The 21837-nt window shown below is 60.0% G+C and carries 18 protein-coding genes; 4 read left to right on the top strand and 14 right to left on the bottom strand.

Features of this window, described 5'->3' with window-relative positions; translation table 11 throughout:
* Positions 1-13: 13 nt before the first annotated feature.
* The 7 genes from ACNQP3_RS13135 to ACNQP3_RS13105 form a co-directional block, all read right to left on the bottom strand.
* Entirely contained in the window at positions 14-928 is a 915-nt protein-coding gene (locus tag ACNQP3_RS13135) for an ABC transporter permease (RefSeq protein ID WP_060492447.1), read from the bottom strand.
* A complete protein-coding gene (locus ACNQP3_RS13130) occupies positions 921-2099 on the bottom strand; it encodes a quaternary amine ABC transporter ATP-binding protein (RefSeq protein WP_060492448.1) in 1179 nt (392 codons plus the stop codon). The genes ACNQP3_RS13135 and ACNQP3_RS13130 overlap by 8 nt, the downstream gene beginning before the upstream one ends.
* 232 nt (positions 2100-2331) lie before the next feature.
* Positions 2332-3159, bottom strand: coding sequence for an alpha/beta fold hydrolase (locus ACNQP3_RS13125; protein WP_264317140.1), 828 nt, complete (start codon positions 3157-3159; stop codon positions 2332-2334).
* Between the two features lie 18 nt (positions 3160-3177).
* Entirely contained in the window at positions 3178-4242 is a 1065-nt protein-coding gene (locus tag ACNQP3_RS13120) for an LLM class flavin-dependent oxidoreductase (protein ID WP_264317139.1), read from the bottom strand.
* A gap of 39 nt (positions 4243-4281) precedes the next feature.
* Positions 4282-5793, bottom strand: a complete 1512-nt coding sequence (locus ACNQP3_RS13115) for an aldehyde dehydrogenase (protein WP_060492451.1) — start codon at positions 5791-5793, stop codon at positions 4282-4284.
* Between the two features lie 29 nt (positions 5794-5822).
* A complete protein-coding gene (locus ACNQP3_RS13110; RefSeq protein WP_264317138.1) occupies positions 5823-6794 on the bottom strand; it encodes a flavin reductase family protein in 972 nt (323 codons plus the stop codon).
* Between the two features lie 159 nt (positions 6795-6953).
* Positions 6954-8747, bottom strand: a complete 1794-nt coding sequence (locus tag ACNQP3_RS13105) for a helix-turn-helix domain-containing protein (protein WP_060492453.1) — start codon at positions 8745-8747, stop codon at positions 6954-6956.
* Positions 8748-8889: 142 nt separating this feature from the next.
* On the opposite strand from ACNQP3_RS13105, the gene ACNQP3_RS13100 reads away from it, so the two are divergent.
* The 3 genes from ACNQP3_RS13100 to ACNQP3_RS13090 are packed head-to-tail and all read left to right on the top strand — an operon-like array spanning position 8890 to position 12385.
* Positions 8890-9498, top strand: coding sequence for an amino acid synthesis family protein (locus tag ACNQP3_RS13100; RefSeq protein ID WP_264317137.1), 609 nt, complete (start codon positions 8890-8892; stop codon positions 9496-9498).
* 2 nt (positions 9499-9500) lie between these two features.
* Positions 9501-10973 (top strand): NAD-dependent succinate-semialdehyde dehydrogenase, encoded by a 1473-nt coding sequence (locus ACNQP3_RS13095; RefSeq protein ID WP_264317136.1) that lies wholly within the window; start codon positions 9501-9503, stop codon positions 10971-10973.
* A gap of 20 nt (positions 10974-10993) precedes the next feature.
* Positions 10994-12385 carry an aspartate aminotransferase family protein gene (locus ACNQP3_RS13090; RefSeq protein WP_264317135.1) on the top strand — a complete coding sequence of 464 codons (1392 nt, stop codon included), beginning with the start codon at positions 10994-10996 and terminating at the stop codon, positions 12383-12385.
* A gap of 233 nt (positions 12386-12618) precedes the next feature.
* Here the strand turns inward: ACNQP3_RS13090 and ACNQP3_RS13085 are convergent, their stop codons facing one another.
* The 7 genes from ACNQP3_RS13085 to ACNQP3_RS13055 form a co-directional block, all read right to left on the bottom strand.
* A complete protein-coding gene (locus tag ACNQP3_RS13085; RefSeq protein WP_264317134.1) occupies positions 12619-13623 on the bottom strand; it encodes a hypothetical protein in 1005 nt (334 codons plus the stop codon).
* 412 nt (positions 13624-14035) lie between these two features.
* A complete protein-coding gene (locus ACNQP3_RS13080; protein WP_264317133.1) occupies positions 14036-14659 on the bottom strand; it encodes a hypothetical protein in 624 nt (207 codons plus the stop codon).
* Between the two features lie 151 nt (positions 14660-14810).
* A complete protein-coding gene (locus tag ACNQP3_RS13075; RefSeq protein WP_264317132.1) occupies positions 14811-15452 on the bottom strand; it encodes a TolC family protein in 642 nt (213 codons plus the stop codon).
* Between the two features lie 137 nt (positions 15453-15589).
* Complete coding sequence (locus ACNQP3_RS13070) at positions 15590-18769, bottom strand: efflux RND transporter permease subunit (protein ID WP_264317131.1); 3180 nt, start codon at positions 18767-18769, stop codon at positions 15590-15592.
* Positions 18770-18787: 18 nt separating this feature from the next.
* Positions 18788-19996 carry an efflux RND transporter periplasmic adaptor subunit gene (locus tag ACNQP3_RS13065; RefSeq protein ID WP_375774584.1) on the bottom strand — a complete coding sequence of 403 codons (1209 nt, stop codon included), beginning with the start codon at positions 19994-19996 and terminating at the stop codon, positions 18788-18790.
* A complete protein-coding gene (locus ACNQP3_RS13060; protein WP_060492461.1) occupies positions 19986-20213 on the bottom strand; it encodes a hypothetical protein in 228 nt (75 codons plus the stop codon). The genes ACNQP3_RS13065 and ACNQP3_RS13060 overlap by 11 nt, the downstream gene beginning before the upstream one ends.
* Positions 20214-20345: 132 nt before the next feature.
* Complete coding sequence (locus tag ACNQP3_RS13055) at positions 20346-20786, bottom strand: carboxymuconolactone decarboxylase family protein (RefSeq protein ID WP_060492462.1); 441 nt, start codon at positions 20784-20786, stop codon at positions 20346-20348.
* Positions 20787-20897: 111 nt separating this feature from the next.
* Here ACNQP3_RS13055 and ACNQP3_RS13050 point away from each other — a divergent pair, with 111 nt between their 5' ends.
* Positions 20898-21818, top strand: a complete 921-nt coding sequence (locus ACNQP3_RS13050; protein ID WP_060492463.1) for a LysR family transcriptional regulator — start codon at positions 20898-20900, stop codon at positions 21816-21818.
* The last annotated feature ends 19 nt before the right edge of the window (positions 21819-21837 follow it).

Here is a 21837-nt window from a genome sequence, read left to right as displayed (position 1 = left end):
AAGGTGCTGTGGCTCAATGCCCCTGGGACAGCAGGCGTTCGCCGCGCAGACAGCGGCGAAGCACGCTTTTCAACGTCAGACCATTGCCTGGCCGAGGTGCACCCAGTGCCTGGGAAAAACGGTCGAGCATGATCGCCAGCAGCACGATGGCGATGCCACCGACCGCCGCGCCGCCAACGTCGAGCCGGCCGATACCCTGCAGCACCACCAGGCCAAGGCCCTCGGCGCCAATCATCGAAATCACCACCGACATCACCATGGCGGTCAGCACCGTCTGGTTCAGGCCGCCGAGGATAGTCGGCATTGCCAGCGGCAACTGCACCTCCCACAACAGCTGCCACTTGTTGGCCCCGAACGCCTGGCCGGCTTCGACGATCTCGCTGTCGACCATACAAATCCCCAACTGGGTGAAGCGGATCAGCGGCGGCATCGCTGCAGTGGCAACCGCCACTTCACCGGGCACGTTGCCGACACCGAACAGCATCACCACCGGCACCAGGTACACGAAGGTCGGCGTGGTCTGCATCACATCCAGCACCGGGCGCACCACCATCCATGCAGCAGGGCTACGTGCGCACCAGATGCCAATGGGGATACCGATTACCGCGCAGAACACGATGGCCGTGGTAATCAGCGACAGCGTGGTCATCGCCTCCGACCACACCCCAAGCACTGCGATGGTCACGTAGGCGGCAACGCTGAACAGCGCCACTCGCAGGTTGGCCAAGCGCCAGAACAACACGAAGGTCAGCAGCACCATCACCGGGAACGGCATGGCATGGAAAGCACCGTCGACGAAGTTGAGCAACTGCTCGATCGGCCATTTCAGGCTGGAGAAAAAGGGACGGAAGTTCTCCGCCAGCCACTGCACGCCGTTTTGTATCCAGTCGGCGATGGGGAACACCGCCAGGTCGTTGGCTTCAAGCATGTCGCACCTCCACGCCCTGAGCGGCGCCAATCCGGGCCAGAATATGCCCCGCATCCAGGAACCCGAGCAGCCGCCCGGCCTCGTCTGTCACCCCCACCGGCTGGCCACCGATGCACTGCGGCGCCACGTCCACCAGCCGTGCCGTGCTCGGCACGCAAATGAAGCCGGCTGCGGGCTGAGGTGCCTGCTGGCCGCTGCAGGCCAGGGCGACCTGCTGCTGGCTGAGGATGCCCAGCAGCCGCTGATCGCCATCGACCAGGAAGCCTGGCCCCAGATTGCTGGCACCCAGCAGGGTGCGGCCTTCGCCGCGCCAGACCGGTGTCAGCGCGGTCATCACAGAAGCGGCGTCGAACACCCGAGCGCGGTCGACCTCGCGGGTGAAGCCGGCGACGTACTCGCTGCCGGGCTCCATGACGATCGACTGTGGCGTACCTTCGCGGACCACCCGCCCTTCGGACATGATGGCGATGCGCGAGCCAAGCTTGAGCGCTTCCTGAAAGTCGTGGGTGATGAACAGGATGGTCTTGTTCAGGGTGCGTTGCAGGCGCAGCAGTTCGTCCTGCATCTCGCTGCGGATCAGCGGGTCGAGGGCGCTGAATGCCTCGTCCATGATCAGCACGTCAGCGTCTGTTGCCAGGGCGCGGGCCAAGCCGACGCGCTGGCGCATACCGCCACTGAGTTCATGGGGCATGTGGTAGGCCCACTTGCCCAGGCCCACTACCGCCAGCACCTCTTCGGCCCGGGCGCGGCGCTGGGCCGGCGCGGTGCCGCGCATCTTCAAGCCGAACTCGACGTTCTCGATCACCCGCCGGTTGGGCAGCAGGCCAAAGTGTTGAAACACCATGGAGATCCGCGAGCGGCGCACCTCACGCAGGCCCTCCTCGTCCAGTGCGCAGAGATCTTCGCCATCAAGCAGGATGCGCCCGGCGCTGGGCTCGTTAAGGCGGTTGATGCAGCGCGCCAGGGTAGATTTGCCCGAGCCGGACAGGCCCATGATCATGTAGATCGAGCCGGACGGGATGCGCAGCGACACGTCGTCCACGCCCACCACCTGGCTCAGGGTTTCCAGCACCTCGGCGCGGCCCTTGCCTTCGTGCAACATCGCCAGCGCGGGGCCGGGCTTGTCGCTGAACACCTTGTAGAGATTCTCGATGACCAATCGGTCAGTCATGGCTGCGACTCCTCGTGCAAGTTCGGATGGCCCGCGAACCGAGCTCGCGGGGACACGGCAGTCGATGAAGGCCCGGCCTCACGCAAGGCGGCCAGGTGGAGGGATATCGAACCGCTTTTTATTCGGGGGATGCGTTTTTCGATGTTCATTGCCAGCACTCTCGTAGCAAACAGAATCTCACTGACCGGACCGACGCCCCCACCGCAGCGGGGTTGGTGACGTGTCCGTCCACTCACTGATCGTCCATGAAGAACTCATGCAATAGGCCGGCGACCTGCCTCGGTGCCTCGATCAGGATCGAGTGGCGCAACCCCGGCAGGATTTCGAGCCTGGAGCCTGGGATGCATTCGTGCATGAACGTCGCCATGCGCGGGTTGGACCCCTGGTCCTGCTCGCCGGTGGCGATCAGGGTCGGTACCTGGATCTGGTCGATGAAACCGCCATAGTCGGTCTCGGCCAGCACCCGGTACGCGGCCGCATAGCACTGAGGGTCGTTCTCGGCGTCACGCTGGCGCAGGCAGGCGATCAGGTCCGGATTGCACGCCTGGAAATCTTCCGACAGCCAGCGCGACAACGAGGCATCATGGTGCGAGCCGCGCTCGCCCTCCTGCAACGCCGCCAGGCGCTCCAGCACCCGCGCGCGTTCCTCGCGAGTGCGCCCAGAGACCGTGGCCAGCAGCGCCAGGCGCCGCAGCCGGTGTGGGTGCTGCAAGGCCAGACGCTGGGCAATCAGGCCGCCCAGCGAGAAACCGGCCAGGTCGAAGGTGTCGAAGCCCACATGGGCGGCCAACGCCAAGGTGTCACCGACGAAGTCGTCGATCTCGTAGCGGCCGTACACCCGCGAGGAATGCCCGTGGCCGCGCAGGTCGAAGGTGAGGATGCGAAAGTCCTCGACCAGGTGGCTGGCAACCGCGTCCCAGGCCTCCAGGTACGAGCCCACACCGTGGATGCACACCAGCGGGCGCGTACCGCGCCCTTGCAGGCGGTAGTTCAGTTCGATGCCGCCGGTGGCCAGGGTGCCCTGGATCACGCCCGATGGGTCGGAGGTTTGCGTCAGCATATGCGCTCCCTGTCCGTCTCAACCGGCCTGACGCGCGGCGGCGCGACGGGCGAAATGCGGCATGACTTCGTCGATGAACAGGCGCAGCGTCTTCTCCTGCAACTCGTATGGCAGGTTGAAGGCCAACCCGAGGCAGAACTGGTCCACCCCTTGCGCCTCGTACACTTCCAGCTTGCGAATGATCTCGTCGGGGGTACCGAACATCAGGTTCTCGCGGATCGCCTCCGGGTTGTAGCTGTCGCGGTTGGCCACCCGTTCATAGGGTACCGCCTCGGGAAAGCCGTTGTTCACGGTGCCGATGTTCTGCATCAGGTTCTCGAAGGCGCGGCCGTAGTCGATGCTGTGGCGCACGGCCACTTCCCAGTCCTGCTCACGGTCGTAGACACAGGTGCGGCGCTGCATCATGAAACGCGGACGCGGCACCTCGGGATGGTCGGCCACCGCCTTGCGGAACTTCTCACCCAGCACGACGACTTCGCTGGCAGGTGCTGACAACGGCGTGGAGAGGATGTTGGCGCCTACGCTGACGGCCCAGTCAAAGCTTGCCGGGTCGCGGGTGGCGACCCAAATTGGCGGATGTGGCTGCTGCAGCGGCTTGGGTACCGAGGTTGCGACCGGGAACTTCCAGTAGTGGCCATCGTGGGCATAATCCCCCTGCCAGAGCTTCTTCACCGCAGGCAACAACTCTTTCATGTAGGCCACACCTTCCTGCTGCGGAATGCCCCCGGCCATGCGGTCGAACTCATACTGGTAGGCACCGCGGGCGATGCCGAACTCCAGACGCCCGCCTGTCAGGTGGTCACACAAGGCGGACTCGCCAGCCAGGCGGATCGGCGACCAATACGGCGCCACCAACGTCGAGGTACCGAGGCGAATGTTCTGCGTGTGCTGGGCCAGCCAGGTCAGGGTAATAAACGGGTTGGGCGAGATCGTGCACTCCAGCGTATGGTGCTCGGCGGTCCACAGGGTCTCGAAGCCACCCTCATCGGCCATGCGCACCAGCTTGAGGAAGTTGTGGATCTTGTCGCTCATCCGCTCCTCAGGGTTGAAGCGCTCCATGCTCAGGGAAACTGCGAATTTCATTGCTGTTGTCTCCAGTCGTGTGGGGTTGGGCGCGCGCATTCAGCGCAGGCGGATGACGAATGGGTCCTGCAGGGTTTCGGAATAGTCCACCAGCACGTTTTTCAGCCGCGAGAACTCACGCATCACCTCGAAGCCGCCGCGAATGCCATAGCCGCTGTTCTTCATGCCGCCGTTCGACGACATGTAGGCCGTCGAGCGATAGGTGTTGATCCATACCGTGCCGGCGTCGACGTCACGGGCAAAGCGCATGGCGCGGCTGATGTCTCGGGTCCAGACACCTGCGGCAAGGCCGTACTCGGTGTCGTTGGCCAGTTCAATCAACTGCGCTTCGGTGTCGAAGGGAATGACCCCGACTACCGGGCCGAAGATTTCATCGCGCATGAAGCGCATGTCGTTACGCGCCTCGACAATGACCGTCGGTTCGAAATACCAGCCACCGCCTTGCACCGCTTCAGTCGCGCGCCGACCGCCCACAGCCACGCGGGCCCCTTCTCGGATCGCCGAGTCGACGTAGTGCTCGACTTTTTCCAGCTGCGCGGACAGCGCCAGCGGGCCAATATCGGTGTCCTCCAGGGTGGGGTGGCCGACCTTGATCCGCCGTGTGCGCTCCACCAGCGCATCGATGAACGCAGGGTAGATCGAAGACTCGACGAAGCAGCGCGAGCCTGCCACGCAGGTTTGCCCAGCGGCAGCGAACACACCGGCGACCACGCCGTTGACCGCCTGCTCGATGTTGGCGTCGGCGAACACCACATGGGGCGATTTACCGCCCAGCTCCATTTGGCACGACACCAGGTTCTGTGCCGCATTGGCGGCAATTTTGCGGCCAGTGGCAGTGCTACCGGTAAACACCAGCTTGGCAACGCCGGGGTGGCGACTGAGCGCCTCGCCGGTCGTCGGGCCATCGCCCGTCACCACGTTGATTACGCCCGGCGGAATACCGGCCTGGATGGCCAGTTCCGCCAACGCCAAGGTCGATGCACTGGTGTGCTCGGACGGTTTGATGACGACGGTGTTGCCGATCGCCAGGCACGGCGCCAGGGTGCCGGTGAGCAACATCAACGGCGAGTTCCAAGGCGTGATCATGGCCACCACGCCAATCGGCTCGCGCACGTTGTAATTCAGCGCATCGAGCTTGTTGACCGGGATGGTGTCGCCCTGCAGCTTGTCGGCCATACCGGCGAAGTAGTAGAACGAGTCAGGCAGGCCGCGCATCTGCGCCACCATTTCCTTGAGCAGCTTGCCGTTGTCGCGGCACTCGATGCGCGCCAGCTCGTCGGCATGATCCGCCACCAACTCACCCAGCCGGCGTACCAGCTTGCCGCGCTCGGTCTGCGTCATGCGCCGCCAGGCAGCGCCCTTCAGCGCAACCTGTGCGCTGCGTACCGCTGCATCGACGTCCCGCGCATCGGCCTGGGAGAATTCGTACCAGGGATGCCCGGTGGTCGGATCGAAACTGGGCAGGAACTCGCCGCTCTGGGCGGCGGTGAACTGGCCGTCGATGAACAGTTGCTGCCGGGAGCCTTGCAGGTTTTGCAGTGTGGTTTGCATGTGTTACCAACTCCTGATTTTTTTCTGACTCAGTAGGCTTTGTCCCAGCTCTGCGCGCTGCCGACCATCGCGACACGCCCGCCCTCCTGGGAGTCCATGTAGATACCGAAGCTGCCGCGCTCGGTCTCACGCGCATAGCGCTGCAGCATGGTGCGTATCTCGTGGGAGGTAATGGTTTCGTAGGGCAGCTGATCGAGGGCGAAGAAGTGCAGCGAAGGCGGCAGCGCACCCTCCCCCAGCGACTCGCCCAGTTTGGCGCGATAAATCAGGTAACCCGGGTCGTTATCAGCGGTGTCGAACACCGAATAGAGAAAGGTGTCATCAGGCAACAGGGCCAACTCGCCGCCTGCGGACAGTGGCAGGCGCCCGTCCTTGAGCCGACGCGAGGCAGTCGGCAGTACCCAGCCGCCCTTGCCATCCTCGGCCAGGAGCAAGCGCCCTTCGGATTCGATCAGGTAGCCGGTGATCATGTCGCTGGCCGATAGCCAACCTGGTGGGAGTGGGTCCTTGACCTGGGCATAGCGACCGCGACAGAAGCCTAACGGTGCCTCGGGGCTGGTACCGAACGCCTGGACCTGGCCAAGCAGGAGGATGTGGTCACCTGCGTCGATGCATTGGTGCACCGTGCAGTCGAACCAGGTCAGGCAATCGGTCAGCACCGGTGCCCCCGTGTGCACTGCGACATGGCTAACCTGGTCGAATTTGTCGAGAGCTTTGGAGGCGAAGACGTTGGAAAGTACAACCTGCCCTTCATGCAGCAGATTGACGGCAAAGCTGTCGGCCTGTCGGAACACCGGAAAGCTCGCTGCCCCCTTGCCGATGCACACCAGCAGCAGTGCCGGATCAAGAGAAACGGAGGTGAACGAATTGGCCGTCATGCCTCTGGGGTTGCCCTGCTCATCACGGGTTGTGACCACGGTTACCCCGGTGACGAACGTACCGAAGGCACGGCGCAGGGCCATGGGGTCTATCGTCTTGTATGCGTGTTCAACGGTCTGCATGTCACTCACCTCAAGAATGCCGTTGCATTGATTGAGGTGAACTATAGGGACGGTGACAGGCCAGGGTCCTCCTAGGTATGGAGGAATAATCGGTGATTTATTCTCGGTTTAAGAGCAAAACGGACTACCCCTGTTTCTCACCCCAGGTAGCCCTGCTCTTCATCTTTTTCCCAGCTCTGCGCCGGTAGTCAGTTGGTGCAACTGCAGCGCCAGTTCCAGGGCAAATCGCCGCTCCGGTGTATCGAAGTCCAGACCGAACAGCTCTTGAATCCGTGCCAGCCGGTAGCGCAGCGTAGTCACGTGCAAGCCCATCGCATCAGCGGCCAACTGGCTGCGACACCCCGCACGCAGGTACGCCGCCACTGTCTCGAGGTAGGGTGCGGCGTTACGCTTGTCGTAGTCGATCAGCTTGCCCAGCGTGCCGCTGACGAAATGCCGCACATCAGTAGCGTCGGCGGCACCAATGAGCACTGGCAACGCGCCCAGGTCCGGCATTTCGAGCATGCCGCTGCGCCCGTAATCACGCGCCACGCGAATCATCCGCCAGCAGCGCTCCCACTCGACGGCCAAAGGCTCGAGCCCCTCGAACGTCTCCCCAAGCACCACGATCGGCTCATGGCCCAGCACACGCCCGAGGGCATCGGCGATACGCCGGCCAAACCGCGCTTGCACCGCAACCTGGTCGGCGTCTACCGGCAGCAGACAAACCAGGCCACTCCCCAGGGTGACCATGTGCATGGCAACCTGTAACTGCTTGGCAAGGCCGGAAACCTGCCGGCTGCATTCGAGCATCAAGTTGCTTCGATGGCTGCCATGGCCGGCAAAATCCACCACCAACATGCGCAGCGGCGCGGCCAATGGCAAGCCGAGGCGTCGGGCACGCGCAAGCACATCCTCTGAATCGCGGAAGCGTCGCTCGACGATCTCGGAAAACAACTCCGTCAGGGTGCGGGTCTCGAAGCGGTAGCGGATCACGCTGCGCATCAATTGCACACTCAAGGCGAAGCAGGCGTTTTCCAAGAGCAGCTTGCGCAGGGTGTCGGGTGGCGCATCACCCACGACCAACAGCGCACCGACCTGTTCATCATCCACCGTCAGCGCTTCGATGTGCGCCGCCAGCCGATGCTCCCCCTCGAGCGGCAGCATCACCTGACCGTCACGCTGATGCTGCAAGGTGTCGTGAATGTAGCCCAGCAGCTCGCGCCCGCCGCTGCCAGCCAGCCAGCGTGTCCATTGCGTGTCGTCGTACAGCGCGGGTAAGGCCGAAGCCGATCCGACCACGTGGCCGGCGGAAAAGTCCGCCACCAGTACCGCGCCGCCGAGCAACTCTCCCAGGGTGACGGCCAACGCTTGCAACGAGTCGCCCGCCAGCACGTTGCGCAACAGCGAACGCTGCGAACCGAGAATGCGTTGTAACTGCTCATTGGCTTCCAGTTGCGCACGGCGCCGATGGGCACGGTCCACCGCGATCGCACCCAGGTCGACCACTGCGGCCATGAAGGTCAGGTCCTCCTCGGCAACCTCCCGGACCGAGCGCGAGATGACGGTGAGCACCATCGGACGTCCTTCAGCATCGCTGCTGGGCATCGGTAAGGCCAGTACGGTGCGGTAATTACGTGCCAAGGCGTCACGCCGATAGCCTGGAAAGCGTGTCGTGTGCTGGGCATCGCGGATGTAGACCGGCTCCCCACTCTGCAACGCGATCAGCGAGGGACTGGTCGCCAGCTCCCAGCGGTCCTGCATCTTCTGCGGCAACCGGCTGCTCTCATAGCGCGCCAAGACCACACCGTAACCGTGAGCGAGGTCAATGCACATTACAGACCCAAGGTCCCAGCCGCCTTGCTGGCAGGCTGAGCGGGTCAACTCACCGAGCAACGATTCCAGATCTTCGTCGGAACTAATCTGGCTCGCCACCCGCCGTAACGCCGTGATTTTTTCTTGTTGTTCAGGCATCGGGTACCCCTTGCACCGATGAGAATTAATCGAATCAGAGGAAAAATAACAGAATCTTGCAATGGTTCGACGGAAGATTCACTGCGAATCAGTGACTAGCATGGCCTTCAATTCCACATGGCCCATTGTCCTGGAGGCTTTGATGCCCGCTGATATCCGCAAGATCGTGACGTTTATCGAAACTACCCATCAGGAAGGCGGCAAGGATGCACCCAGGCCGATTACCTCGGTGGTTGTCGCGGCCGTGTTGCGCAACCCTTGGGCCGGCCAAGGGTTCGTCGATGACCTCGGCCCCGAGATCGTTCGCCTGGCACCTGAGTTGGGCCGAATGATGTCTGCGGCGCTGGTGGCCCACCTGCCCAAAGAGCGCATACAGGCCTATGGGAAAGCCGCCGTGGTGGGCACCGGCGGCGAGATCGAGCATGCCGCCGCACTGATCCACACCTTGCGCTTTGGCGACGTGTACCGCGAGGCGGTGGATGGCACGGCGTTTCTCAGCTTCATCAACACTCGGGTTGGCGCGGGCGCATTGTTGAACGTACCGATGATCCACAAGTCCGAGACGGGCAAACGCTCGCACTTCATAACCTCCACCTTCCAGATCGCCGACGCACCTGGCCCCGACGAGATCGTCATCGCCATTGGTGCCAGTGATGGCGGGCGTGTCCACCCACGCATCGGGGATCGCTTCAAGGACCTGGAGGACATTGCCGCAGAACGCAAGCTTGCCGCACATTCGGGAGGGAAATAACAATGAAAAACCGCGCAACGGCAGCGTTACACCAGTTGAGTCGTCCAGACCTCCTGGAGCTGCGTGCCTACATCGCTGGGCAATGGATTCATGGCGAAGGGCGCTTGGCCGTCACCGACCCAGCTACCGATGAGGTTATCGCCCACGTCGCCCATTGCGACGAGCACTGGATCGACCGGGCCGTGGAGGCGGCCAGCGAAGCCTTCGTCAGCTGGCGTGCACTGCTGCCCGCTCAGCGCGGCAATCTGCTGCGCAAATGGGCAGCGCTGACCCGTGAGCATTGCCAGGACCTTGCGACCATCATGTCGGCCGAGCAAGGCAAGCCCTACGCCGAGGCCCTCAGTGAGATCGACTACGGCGCCAACTTCCTGGAGTGGTTCGCAGCAGAAGCCGAGCGCAGCTACGCAGAGTCGATCCCAAGCCATCTGCCGGGTAGCCAGCTCACCACTCGGCTGCAACCCATTGGTGTCACGGCAGCCGTAACGCCATGGAATTTCCCGAACGCCATGATCACCCGCAAAGCCGGCGCAGCCCTTGCCGCCGGTTGCCCGATGATCATCAAGCCGGCACCGGAAACGCCACTGTCAGCCCTTGCCTTGGCGAGGCTGGCCGAGGAAGCCGGCTTCCCGGCCGGGGTATTCCAAGTGGTCACCGGCGACGCGGCGAAACTGTCCAGGCAGTTGCTTCAGCGTACCGAGGTGAGAGCCTTCAGCTTCACGGGCTCCACCGAAGTCGGCCGGATTCTGCTGCGTCAGTCCGCCGACACGGTAAAAAAGGTTTCGCTTGAGTTGGGCGGGCACGCGCCTTTCATCGTCTTCGAAGACGCCGACGTGTATGAAGCGGCCAGCGCCTGTATTGGCGCCAAGTTCGCCACTTCTGGCCAGGACTGCCTGGCCGCCAACCGCATCTACGTGCAGCGCAGTCACTATGACGCCTTCGTGACCGAGTTCACTCGGTTGGCACAGTCACTGCGTGTCGGTCACGGCCTGGCAGAGGGTGTGGATATTGGCCCTATGACACGTGTCAGCGTTGCCAACAAATGCCGTGACCATATCGGCAATGCGATTTCGCTGGGCGCACGACTGATGTGCGGCGGCCTGGATCACAACCTGGGCAGCAGTTTCGTCCTGCCGACCGTGCTGGCGGATGTCACCGATGAGATGGACATCACGTTCGAAGAAACCTTCGGCCCGGTCGCGGCAATCCTGCCGTTCGACAGCGAGCATGAAGTGGTTCGGCGCGCCAATAAAACCGAGTACGGCCTGGCGGCTTATGTTTACACCAATGACCTGAAGCGCGCGGCGCGCGTATCCGAGCAGCTGGAGTACGGCATGGTCGCGCTCAACACGCCGAAATTTACCGGCGCACCGATCCCTTTCGGTGGCTGGAAACAGTCCGGCCTGGGCCGGGAAGGCTCAAAACATGGCCTGGCCGAGTACATGGAACTCAAATACGTCTGCGTCGGCGGCCTTTGACCAATAACAGGAGAACTACCATGGACAAGCAAAAGATCGACCTCATTTCGGCCCAGGATCGTGGCGCGGTACTGCATCCGTTCACCCACCTGAAGGACTTCGCATCCGGCAAACTGGGAGACCCGACAATCGTCGAGACCGGCAAAGGCATCACCATCACCGACGCGACCGGCCGTGAGTACATCGACGGCTTCGCCGGTTTGTATTGCATGAACGTCGGCTATGGCCGCAGCGAGGTAGCCGAGGCCATCTCGCGCCAGGCGCACAAGCTCGCGTATTACCACACCTATGCTGCGCATACCACCGACGAGTTGGCGCGGCTGTCCGATCGCCTGGTAAACATGGCGCCGGGCAAGATGAGCAAGGTGTTCTACGGCCTGTCGGGCTCCGACGCCAACGAAACCCAGGCCAAGCTGGTCTGGTACTACAACAACCTGCGTGGTCTGCCGAAGAAGAAAAAGATCATTTCCCGCGAGCGCGGTTACCACGGCTGTTCGGTCGTTTCGGGGTCCATGACTGGCATGTCGTTCTACCACGACTACATGGACCTGCCGGTCTCCGGCATCTTGCGAACCGGGGCTGCGCACCACTACTGGGGTGCCGAACCAGGTGAGACCGAACAGCAATTCTCCCGGCGTCGAGCCAACGAGTTGGAGGAACTGATCCTGCGCGAAGGCCCCGACACCATCGGTGCATTCATTGCCGAGCCGGTGCTGGGTACCGGCGGCATCACCCCACCACCCGCCGGATACTGGGCAGCCATTCAGCCAGTCCTGAAAAAGTACGACATCCTGCTGATTGCCGATGAAGTCATCACCGGCTTCGGCCGTACCGGCGCCATGTTCGGCTGCGACAAGTATGGTATCGAGCCTGACCTGATCACCGTAGCCAAGGGCCTGACCTCAGCCTATGCGCCGCTCTCCGCCTCGATCGTAGGTGAGAAGGTATACAAGGTCATGGAGGAAGGTGCGGACAAAGTGGGGGCGTTCTCCCACGGCTACACCTATTCCGGTCACCCCATCGGGGTCGCAGCGGCGAATGCGGTGCTGGACATCGTCGAGCAGGAGGACATTCCGGGCAACGCGGCAAGGGTCGGTGAGTACTTCCAGAAGTCCATGCAGGAAGCCTTCGGCGCGGTGCCGATCGTGGGTGAGGTGCGTGGCGTGGGCTTGATGGCGGCCATCGAGTTCGTCGCCGACCCGCTCACCAAGACACGCCTGGACCCGTCGCTGAAAGTTGGTGCACGTATTTCCAAGGCGGCCCGTGATCGCGGCCTGATCGCCCGTGCCATGCCGCATGGGGAAATTCTCGGCTTCGCACCACCACTGATCACCACCCGAGAAGAAGTCGACCGGATAATCGACATTGCTCACGGTGCCGTCTTGAGTGTCATGGGCGAGCTCAAGGTTTGAGCTTGATGGGATCTGCATATTCTGACCTGATATGAGAACTGGCTGACCCACGGATCTGATCGACTGGGCGACGAAGCAAGCACCGAATTTTTTCGTCGCCCTCAGCCGCGCAAACGCTTCGCCGAACCACGCGCCTCGAATGCAAGCGCAAGCCAGACGACGCCATCATTCTTCATCTTGTAAAGCAGCCTGGCTAAACCATTCAAATTAAGGTTCCCCGCCAAATCCGAGCGCTACTTCGTGTGTTCCCGCAGCCACTGCTCTCGGTGCCGCAGCTTACGCTGCATCTGTTGCTCGGGTAGATCGTATGCCCTGAGGTGGGCAACCCGAGTTTCAATCCGGTTATCCAGTTCAATGCGAAGCGCGGGCACACCATAGCCGTTTTCGGCATCTCGGATGAAACATACCCGTGCCTCTTCAATTGAAACCACTGTGGTGCGTAACCTGGCAAACTCATAGGCCACGTCGTCCTGTTCACTTTTCAGGGCATTTAAGGTCTTACCGGACGCACTCAAGCCGAAAAACTCAGCCCGATCCTGTTTGGTATCAACGATACGTTGCTTGGTCTGCCCAAATTTCTCACCCATTTGCTCTAGCGCCTTATTCAAGGCGTAGATATCACTGTTGACCGTGTCGATCTCCTCTTTCACCCGCTTGATCTTCTTGATTACGATATCCCGGTCGTTCTTGGCGCGCTGCAAAGAATTTTGGCTAATCCCGAAGATTGAGTACTTGGGAATCTCTCGATCCTTTTTCCCCAGTAAAACCCGACTCCGGTTGGCTTGCGCGTACCAGCTATCAATATCGTCCTTAAGCGCTCGGCTCTTTCTATACAGCTCTTTTTTCTCCTCGTGTAACGCCTCGAGGCTGTCGTATTCGGATGATTTCTCATTCCTTGTCAGGCGCATTTCACCGCGCAACCGATCTTTTTCTGCGTACAGGGCCTCAAGCTCAGCGCGGTAATCGCGCTGAAAGAGGCTTACCAGACGCTTAGCTTCAGTGACTTTGGAGTGCAGCGCTGTGACCGCCCCGTTCAGCCGATCACGATCAGCATTGAACTTCGCAGCGGCCTCATCCTGGACGCGCTTAAGGCGCTCGGCTAGATCTGCCTCCATCGCTTGTGTCGGGAATTGGTCGTAGGCCTGCGTGACATAGCGGTAGCGCTCTGATTCCTCGAAACGCGACCAGTCAAGGTGAATGCGGAAATCGCGACTCATGGAGGCAAGCCATTTGAGCATTGAGGGGAACCCACCTTCACTGAGACGAACGGAGACCAAGAAAAAGGGAGAGGATTGCCGCCCACTGCCCGGTGGAGAGAGCGTTAGATGTACCAATCCACAAAGCGTTTGAAGTGCTCGATGTCGCTGAAAGTCCAGTACAGAACTTCCTGTCCAAGCATAAGGCGTGGCGCGTTTTTACGATTCAGGTTCGAGTTGCGTGTTTCCGAGGCTGTATACCTACGCCTTGGCGTGCAGGGCGCTGCCTCCAGAGATGAGAGCTCGGTCCAGCAATAGATTTCATTTCGAACCCGCTCCAACGCCAGCTGGCGCCCGGTACGGGTGGTAAACCCTGCAATTTTTTCGGTGGGTGGGCTCGTTCGTTTCAGCGTTTCAACGCAATAGGCTTCAGCTTGTCTCGTCAGCGCCATGATCAGACCACAACTGTTGGATTGAAGCTTCGGCGACCCGATAACCACCGGAGAGCCTCGGGAGCCTCGACCACTGTTCGGGTGCCTTGCTTTGAGGTAACGAGGCGATCTTGAGCGGTCGGTAGCGTCGCATTCCTTACGGACTTCTCGCTCATTTGAGCCATTATTGCTATCTCCAGCAAGGTCAAGTACCCAGTGTAGAGCCCCTCTAGCACTGCGGGAATGCCATCGATATCAGCTCTATCGGAATCGAGGCCCGCGCGAATCCCTCCCATCACCAGTGTTTTCTCTAACATCTTGGGCGGTGCGGCGCCGTAGTGTTCAACATAGCTTCGACCGGTGGTGACAAAAGCACTCAGATCCAGCCAATCCGCGTCATTGTCATGGCCTTGTAACGGCCATTTACCTTCCACCGCATATTCGTAGCAGACCTGGGCGAGGTACTTAGGACGATGTGAGCCGCCAAGCGTAAGCCGCACCGCCGATTTACTCACACCGTAGAGTGTTGCGAGCGCATTGATTTGAATTTCGAAAATCCCATCGACCTCCTTCAACAGAGCGTGCAGAGAGACGGGTTCTGAAGGTTGGACAAATTCAAGATGCTGGTTCGTTTTCATGGCGCTCATCTCGGCTTCGATGAGCTAGATCGTAGGCAGGCTTGAGTAAGGCGTCAAGCATATTTCCATGCACAAATGGAATATATGTATCCACCCTACTCCCAAACCACTTTTTGCGTGAAGGCTGCTGCTGCGTGCTTCGCCTGGCTGGAAACCTGGTCTATCTGCGCGTTGTAGAGCTCACGCTGGACGTCCATCGCTCGAAGAGCTCGATAGCACCTGCTTGGTACTTTTCACCTGCAAGCGCTGACGCCTTCGCCAGTTCAGCGGCTGCACTGTTCAAGCGGGCCTCCTCATCCGTGGTACGCGTAAAACGCACCAATGCGTTCTCAACGTCTTCAAGCGCAACCAATACCGCCTGCTGATAATTCGCCAGTCGAGCCGCTGCTTCTGCATCAGCAGCCTCGATCCGACTCTTTACCCGACCTGCGTCAAGGAATGACCAGTCAACCCCTAGCGCCGCCATGTTCGATTCTGCGGAGGCTGAGTAGAGCGCACTACCGTTAAACGCATAGGCTCCTATAGCCGCCTCCAGTGTGACCCGAGGGAACAGGTCCGCAGTAGCTATCCCTATCTGCGCAGTCGCTGCGTGCAAGCGGTGTTCAGCCGATGCAACGTCGGGGCGCCTGCGGATAACGTTCGCTGGCGTGTCCGCTTCGATCCTCTGCGGCGCTGCAGGCATAGCGCTAACAGCCAGCAGCTGGGAATCCAGCGATGCAGGAGACAAGCCGGTCAAGACTGCAAGCCGATGCTTGTCGACGGCAACCCTCACTTCAAACTGTGGAATGTGGGCAAGCGTCACGCGACGGGGCGGCCTGGCCGGCGCGTTGATGGGTAAAGGACTGCGGCAGTGATGGCACACCTGGCCGGGTAAAGTCCGGCCCCACCGAGCATCCAGCCAGCAACATGAACAACATTGGTACTGAACAGTTTCTGAAGTTAGCCATGGGTCAGGCTCTCCACCTCATGCGCCGGCACGCTTGAAGGATGGTCGGGGATGGTTGCGCCTAGCTTCCTCATCACCACATAGAACACCGGGGTCAGGAACAGCCCGAAAACGGTCACGCCGAGCATTCCGCCGAAGACGGTAACACCTGTTGCGTGACGGACCTCACTGCCCGCACCGGTGCCAACCAAAAGCGGCACCGCGCCCGCGATGAATGCCACCGATGTCATCACGATGGGGCGTAGACGAAGCCGGCAGGCTTCCAGCGCCGCTTCGACAGTCCCCCGCCCTTGCATCTCCAGCTCCCGCGCAAACTCGACAATCAAGATTGCATTCTTGCACGCCAGCCCCATCAGTACCACCAGGCCAACCTGGACGAAGACGTTGTTGTCACCACCCGCGATCCATACCCCCATCAGTGCGGCAAACATGCAAACCGGCACAATCAGAATGACCGCCAGTGGCAGCGTCCAGCTCTCGTAAAGCGCGGCCAGTACCAAGAAGGCCAGCATGACGGCGATCGGGAATACGATCACGGCTGTGTTGCTCTGGGTGACCTGCTGATAGCTGAGATCTGTCCACTCCAGCGCTATGCCTCGTGGCAGTGTGCGGGCGGCGATTTCCTCCAACTTCTTGAGCACCTCGCCAGAAGACATGACCTTTGGGTCCGCGTCGCCGATCAAGTCCGCAGCGGGGTACCCGTTGAAGCGCATCACGGGGTCAGGTCCAAAGGTCGAGGCGATGTTGACCACGGCACTCAATGGCACCATGTTCCCTTGAGCGTTACGTACGCGAAGGTTACCTACGTCTTCTGCGGCTTGCCTGAAGCTTGAGTCCGCTTGAGCAATGACGCGGTAAACCCGACCGAACAGGTTGAAATCGTTTACGTAAACAGACCCCAAGTACGTTTGCAGCGTGTCGAATATCGCCGGCAGTTCAACCCCCTGAGCCTGCGCCTTCACGCGATCGACCTTGACCTCCAGTTGCGGGATGTTGGATTGATACGAGCTGACGGGGAAGGTCATGCCTGGGGTGCTGGCGACCTCGGCCTGGAATTTTTCCAGTGCCTGCTGCAATGCCGCGTATCCCAAACCACCTCGGTCGGTTAAAAACAGCGAATAGCCGGAGCCGTTACCGAGGCCTTGGATGGGCGGTGGCAGCAAGGCATAGGCTGCGCCGTCCTTGATGGCAGCGAATTTGCTGTTCAGCTCGGCGTTGATGTCCGCGGCACTGCGGGTGCGTTCACCGAAAGGTTTGAGGATGACGTAGGCAGTCACCAGGTTCGGGGTCGCGGTGTTTTGCAGCGCGTTGGAGCCGACATACGAGTTGGTAAAGTCCACACCTTCCACCGTCGAAGCGATCGCAGACATCTCTCGGGCTACCGCGTCAGAGCGGGAAAGCGATGCACCCGGGGGAAGCGTCGCGCCGGCGAAGAGATAGAGCTTGTCCTGGCTGGGAATGAACCCGGTCGGGATGGTGTTGAACAACAGCCCGGTCACCCCCAACAGCGCGGCGTACACCAGAAAAACCAGTCCCTTGCGTGGCAGCAGCCTGGCGATGCTCCGTTCATAACGTTGCGAACTGCGGTTGAAGAACCGGTTGAAGGGGCGCAGCAGCCAACCAAGCGCAAAATCCATGCATCGCGTCAGCCTGTCCTTCGGGCTGTCGTGGTGACGCAGCAGCTTGGCTGCCAGCACCGGCGATAGGGTCAGGGAGTTAACCGTCGAAATCACCGTCGAGATCGCGATGGTGACGGCAAATTGCTTGTAGAACTGCCCTGTCACACCACTCATGAAAGCCATCGGGATGAACACGGCGCACAGCACCAGACCAATCGCCAGGATCGGGCCTGATACCTCCCGCATCGCCTGATGAGCGGCTTGCAGGGGTGTCTGACCTAGCTCGATGTTTCGTTCGACGTTTTCCACGACCACGATCGCGTCGTCGACAACGATGCCGATCGCCAACACCATGCCGAACAAAGTGAGCGTGTTGATGGAGTAGCCGAGCAAATAGAGGAACGCGAACGTTCCCACGATAGAAACTGGCACTGCGATCAGCGCAATGATCGATGCCCGCCAGGTCTGCAGGAAAATCACGACCACCAGAACGATCAGCGCCATCGCCTCGAACAGCGTGTGCTGCACGGCGCTGATCGACTCGCGCACGAAGACTGTGGGGTCCCATACACTGACGTACTTGACCCCTTCCGGGAAGTCTTTGGACAAAGCGTCGAGTTTCGAATACACCTTGTTGGCGACGTCGATTGCGTTGGCCCCGGGGGTTAGGAAGATCCCGACTGCAACCTCCTGACTTTTGCCTCGGAATACACGCATCGTGTAATCCCCCGAGTCCAACTGCACCCGGGCAACGTCGGCGAGCCGGGTGATCTGGCCATCACGCCCGGTTTTCAGGACGATGTCAGAGAACTCCTGCTCGGTCTTGAGCCGACCTTGCACGTTAATGGAGATCAGAAAATCGGTGTTCTGGGGCGAGGGTTCAGCGCCGAGCTGCCCGGCGGATACTTGAACGTTCTGCTGGCGGATGGCATTGATGGCGTCCTGTGCTGTGATACCACGCGCGGCGAGCTTGTCTGGGTCAAGCCAGATCCGCATCGCATAGTCGCCGGAGCCGTAAAGCACCACGTCGCCGATCCCCGGAATACGCGCCAGCTCATCCTTCACGTGCAGGCGAAGGTAGTTGCGCAGGTAGAGGGCATCGAACTTCTCGCTGGTGGAGAACATGTCCACATACATCAGCGGTGTCGGGGATTGTTTCTGCGTGGTGATGCCATACTGGCGCACCGTTTCAGGCAGGCGAGAAAGCGCCTGGCTTACCCTGTTCTGTACGCGAACCGCCGCCGTGTCTGGGTCTACCTTGTCGTTGAAGGTGACTACGACCTGCAACGTGCCATCGGAGCTGGCCACCGACTTCAGATAGACCATGTCTTCAACCCCGTTGATGGCCTCCTCAAGGGGAACAGCAACTGACTCGGCAATCTCTTTAGGGTTCGCGCCCGGATAGGTGGCCTTCACCACCACGGTAGGCGGAACAACTTCTGGGTACTCACCAACGGGCAGCAGCGGGATTGCGATCAACCCTGCTGCAAAAATGACAATCGACAGAACAATCGCAAAGATTGGCCGATCGATAAAAAACTTAGAGAAATCCATGAGACAGGCCTTCGCAGGTTATTTCAAGCTTTTATGCGTACTGGACACGTTCATTTCAGTACTTGCTGGAACGAGAAGATTGGGTGAGACCGCCATGCCGGAGCCATAGATTTGCTGAAGACCGGAAACTATTACGCGTTCGTTATTGTCGAGGCCTGCGGCGACCACACGCTGCTGCCCAACCAACTTGCCGGGCTCGATATACCTTTTTTCAGCCTTGCCATCGCCGCTCAGTACGTAGACATACTTTTTATCTTGATCACTCAAGATGGCGCGTTCAGGCACCAGTGTTTGCACCTGCGATTCACCCACTGACAGTTCTACTTTGGCGAAGAGCCCTGGCACCAGGAACCTGTCTGGGTTCTTCACCGTCGCCCTTGCGCGAATGGTGCCTGTTGCAGCGTCCACCTGGTTGTCAACGAACGAGAGTTCCCCTTCATAGGGAGAGTGTTCATCGTTTGCCAGTCCGACGCGCACCTGTGTACGTTGAGAGGCCTTCAAGCGTTCTTGATAGTTCAGGAAGCTTTGTTCATCCGGGTCGAAGTAAACATAGACCGGGTCCTGCGACACCACCGAGGTGAGTACAGACTGGTCCGCGACGGCCAGGTTGCCGACCGTGAGTTGTGCCCGACTTGTCCGGCCATCGATGGGCGATCGAACCTCGGTGAACGCCAGATTGAGGGCAGCTGTCGTCACCTCGGACTCAGCAGCATGTACCTCAGCAACGCCCTGTTCGTAGGCTGCTCGCTTCTGCTCAGCCTCCTCCATCGATATCGCATGGCTCTTGATAAGCTGCTGCGCTCGCTGATTTTGTTGCTTGGCGAAAGCAAGTGAAGCCCGTGCCTGCTCCAGCCGGGCTTGCGCACTCGCCAAGGTAGCGCGATAGGGGCGCTGGTCAACGACAAACAAGAGGTCGCCTTTGTTGACCTCGCTGCCTTCCTTGTAAGCGACCTTGGTGATGTAACCACCGACTCTTGGCAGCACCGATACCGTTTCCATAGCCCCGATGCGGCCATTGAAGCTGTCCCAGGGTTTCACGGGTTGAACGGTTACACTAACAACATCGACAGCGGGAGGATTGGCTGTCACTTGCGGGGCGGTTTCTTTGTTACATCCAGCGATCAGCGAAATTGTAGCAACGAAGCCAGTTGCAATGAGGGCGGGAGCGCGCACGGATTGATCCTTTTCACTAAATGGCAAATCGATACGCCGTGGTTTATTCAGCAATCATTCCTGCGCTAACAGAATCGCCACCCTCCTGCAGCGTATCTTTACTCGCCTGATGATCCTGTTGTTCGCGCTCCGCTCGCGCCTTTGCTTGTTGAGCAAACATCGCCTTGTTTCGTTCCTGGAAACGCTTCACCGCGTCTGCGCCGTCGGCGGCATGTGCAAAAAAAGGCAGTACTATCATGAGTGCAGCACAGGTTTTGATGATGTTTTTCATATTGACTCCGTCAAAGAGCGCGCACAGACACGCGCAAAACGTTAAAGATTTGATTCGAGTGGGGGTGTTTGAAAGTTCAGGCTGGGAGGAAAGTCGCCGTGTAGTGTCAAACACCCGAATTCGGATGTGGGATTACTTTGGCTGCATGGCGAAACCGACGCCGAAGCGGTTCCAGGCGTTGATGGCGGCAATCACAAAGGTGAGCTCGGACAGCGCTTGCTCAGTGAATTGAGCGGCAACCTCTTGGTAAATCTCATCCGGTGCATGCCTCTCTGCCACCAGGGTGAGGGTTTCAGTCCACAGCAACGCAGCACGTTCCTGGGCATCGAAGAACGGTGTTTCTTTCCAGGCACTGACAGCCATCAGACGGCGTGGGGTTTCACCTGCTTTCAGCGCATCGGCGGTGTGCATGTCGATGCAATAGGCACAACCGTTGATCTGCGATGCACGAATCCGCACCAGCTCTCGCAGCGATGCCGGCAAAATGGATTGAGAAGCGGCCTTTTCCAGCCCCATCATGGCTTTCATGGCTTGTGGGGCTGCTTCGTAATAATTGATACGTTTGGTGCTCATCACGATTCTCCAGTTGGTTCGCCACCGCTCGGTGGGATGAGCAAACTGTAGTGAAACCGTGTTTTCGGATAAACTGGGTGCAATCGTTTTGTTTGTACGGAAATTCGCACAATGGCATTGGACCGTTTGGAGGCGATGCGGGCGTTTTGCCGCATCGTCGAAGTGGGCAGTTTCAGCGGTGCTGCAGACTCCCTGTCGCTGGCAAAAACAACGGTCTCAGGCCAAATCCAGGCACTGGAAAATCTGCTGGGTATCAGGCTGCTGCATCGTACAACGCGTAAAGTTTCACCCACACCCGAAGGGGCCGCCTACTACATCAGAGCGCGTGCCGTGATTGACGATGTGGACGAGCTGGAGGCTTCGACTTCGCAAAGCCGAAATGTCGTGCGTGGGCGTGTTCGCATTGAAATGCCCTCCCCTGTCGGTATCTTGTTCGTGGTCCCCGCCCTTTCCGAGTTTGCCTCGACATTCCCCGAAATCCATCTCGACATCGGCTGCAGCGAGCGTGTCGTTGATCTTGTTCAGGAAGGTGTGGATTGTGCGATTCGTGGTGGAACCATTACCGATCAGGATCTGGTGTGTCGGCCTATTGGCCAAATGCGCTTTTGCTTCTGCGCATCCCCCAGGTACCTGGACAGTGCCGGCATCCCCGACACCCCTTGGGACCTGCCAAACCACAAACATTTAGGGTTCAAGTTTCCGGCAACGGATAGGCGTTTCGTGCCAACCCTCACACGCGGGTCAGACAGTTTCACCTTGGATCATCAGCCGTCCATGTACTTCAACAACGGCAGTGCAACTGCCGCCGCCGCGGTCTCCGGGCTAGGTGTTGCCTTCCTTCCAACGGCCGAGGCCGTGCCGCATTTCAAAACGGGTGCGCTGGTGAGGGTCTTGCCTGATTGGCAGATGGCTAGCATGCCCCTTTCCATCGTCTACCCCTACACCCGCCACTTGTCAGCAAGGGTACGCGCCTTTACCGATTGGGTGACCCTGCTGATGGCCAGCGATCCGCTATGGTCGTTGTCGGACTGATTGCTGGCTCAGACGAGCC

It is taken from the genome of Pseudomonas sp. LFS074 (assembly GCF_047978165.1).
Taxonomy (GTDB): Bacteria; Pseudomonadota; Gammaproteobacteria; order Pseudomonadales; family Pseudomonadaceae; genus Aquipseudomonas; species Aquipseudomonas putida_P.
The sequence above is the reverse complement of the archived record's forward strand: the minus strand, read 5'-3'. Positions and strand labels throughout refer to the sequence as shown.

Excerpts from the sequence above, each read along its gene's own strand:
- ACNQP3_RS13090 (WP_264317135.1), top strand. The coding sequence starts at position 10,994 with ATGGACAAGCAAAAGATCGACCTCATTTCGGCCCAGGATCGTGGCGCG.
- ACNQP3_RS13130 (WP_060492448.1), bottom strand. The coding sequence starts at position 2,099 with ATGACTGACCGATTGGTCATCGAGAATCTCTACAAGGTGTTCAGCGAC.
- ACNQP3_RS13080 (WP_264317133.1), bottom strand. The coding sequence starts at position 14,659 with ATGAGCGCCATGAAAACGAACCAGCATCTTGAATTTGTCCAACCTTCA.
- ACNQP3_RS13110 (WP_264317138.1), bottom strand. The coding sequence starts at position 6,794 with ATGCAGACCGTTGAACACGCATACAAGACGATAGACCCCATGGCCCTG.
- ACNQP3_RS13115 (WP_060492451.1), bottom strand. The coding sequence starts at position 5,793 with ATGCAAACCACACTGCAAAACCTGCAAGGCTCCCGGCAGCAACTGTTC.
- ACNQP3_RS13135 (WP_060492447.1), bottom strand. The coding sequence starts at position 928 with ATGCTTGAAGCCAACGACCTGGCGGTGTTCCCCATCGCCGACTGGATA.
- ACNQP3_RS13070 (WP_264317131.1), bottom strand. The coding sequence starts at position 18,769 with ATGGATTTCTCTAAGTTTTTTATCGATCGGCCAATCTTTGCGATTGTT.
- ACNQP3_RS13100 (WP_264317137.1), top strand. The coding sequence starts at position 8,890 with ATGCCCGCTGATATCCGCAAGATCGTGACGTTTATCGAAACTACCCAT.
- ACNQP3_RS13105 (WP_060492453.1), bottom strand. The coding sequence starts at position 8,747 with ATGCCTGAACAACAAGAAAAAATCACGGCGTTACGGCGGGTGGCGAGC.
- ACNQP3_RS13085 (WP_264317134.1), bottom strand. The coding sequence starts at position 13,623 with ATGCTCAAATGGCTTGCCTCCATGAGTCGCGATTTCCGCATTCACCTT.
- ACNQP3_RS13050 (WP_060492463.1), top strand. The coding sequence starts at position 20,898 with ATGGCATTGGACCGTTTGGAGGCGATGCGGGCGTTTTGCCGCATCGTC.
- ACNQP3_RS13125 (WP_264317140.1), bottom strand. The coding sequence starts at position 3,159 with ATGCTGACGCAAACCTCCGACCCATCGGGCGTGATCCAGGGCACCCTG.
- ACNQP3_RS13095 (WP_264317136.1), top strand. The coding sequence starts at position 9,501 with ATGAAAAACCGCGCAACGGCAGCGTTACACCAGTTGAGTCGTCCAGAC.
- ACNQP3_RS13055 (WP_060492462.1), bottom strand. The coding sequence starts at position 20,786 with ATGAGCACCAAACGTATCAATTATTACGAAGCAGCCCCACAAGCCATG.
- ACNQP3_RS13060 (WP_060492461.1), bottom strand. The coding sequence starts at position 20,213 with ATGAAAAACATCATCAAAACCTGTGCTGCACTCATGATAGTACTGCCT.
- ACNQP3_RS13120 (WP_264317139.1), bottom strand. The coding sequence starts at position 4,242 with ATGAAATTCGCAGTTTCCCTGAGCATGGAGCGCTTCAACCCTGAGGAG.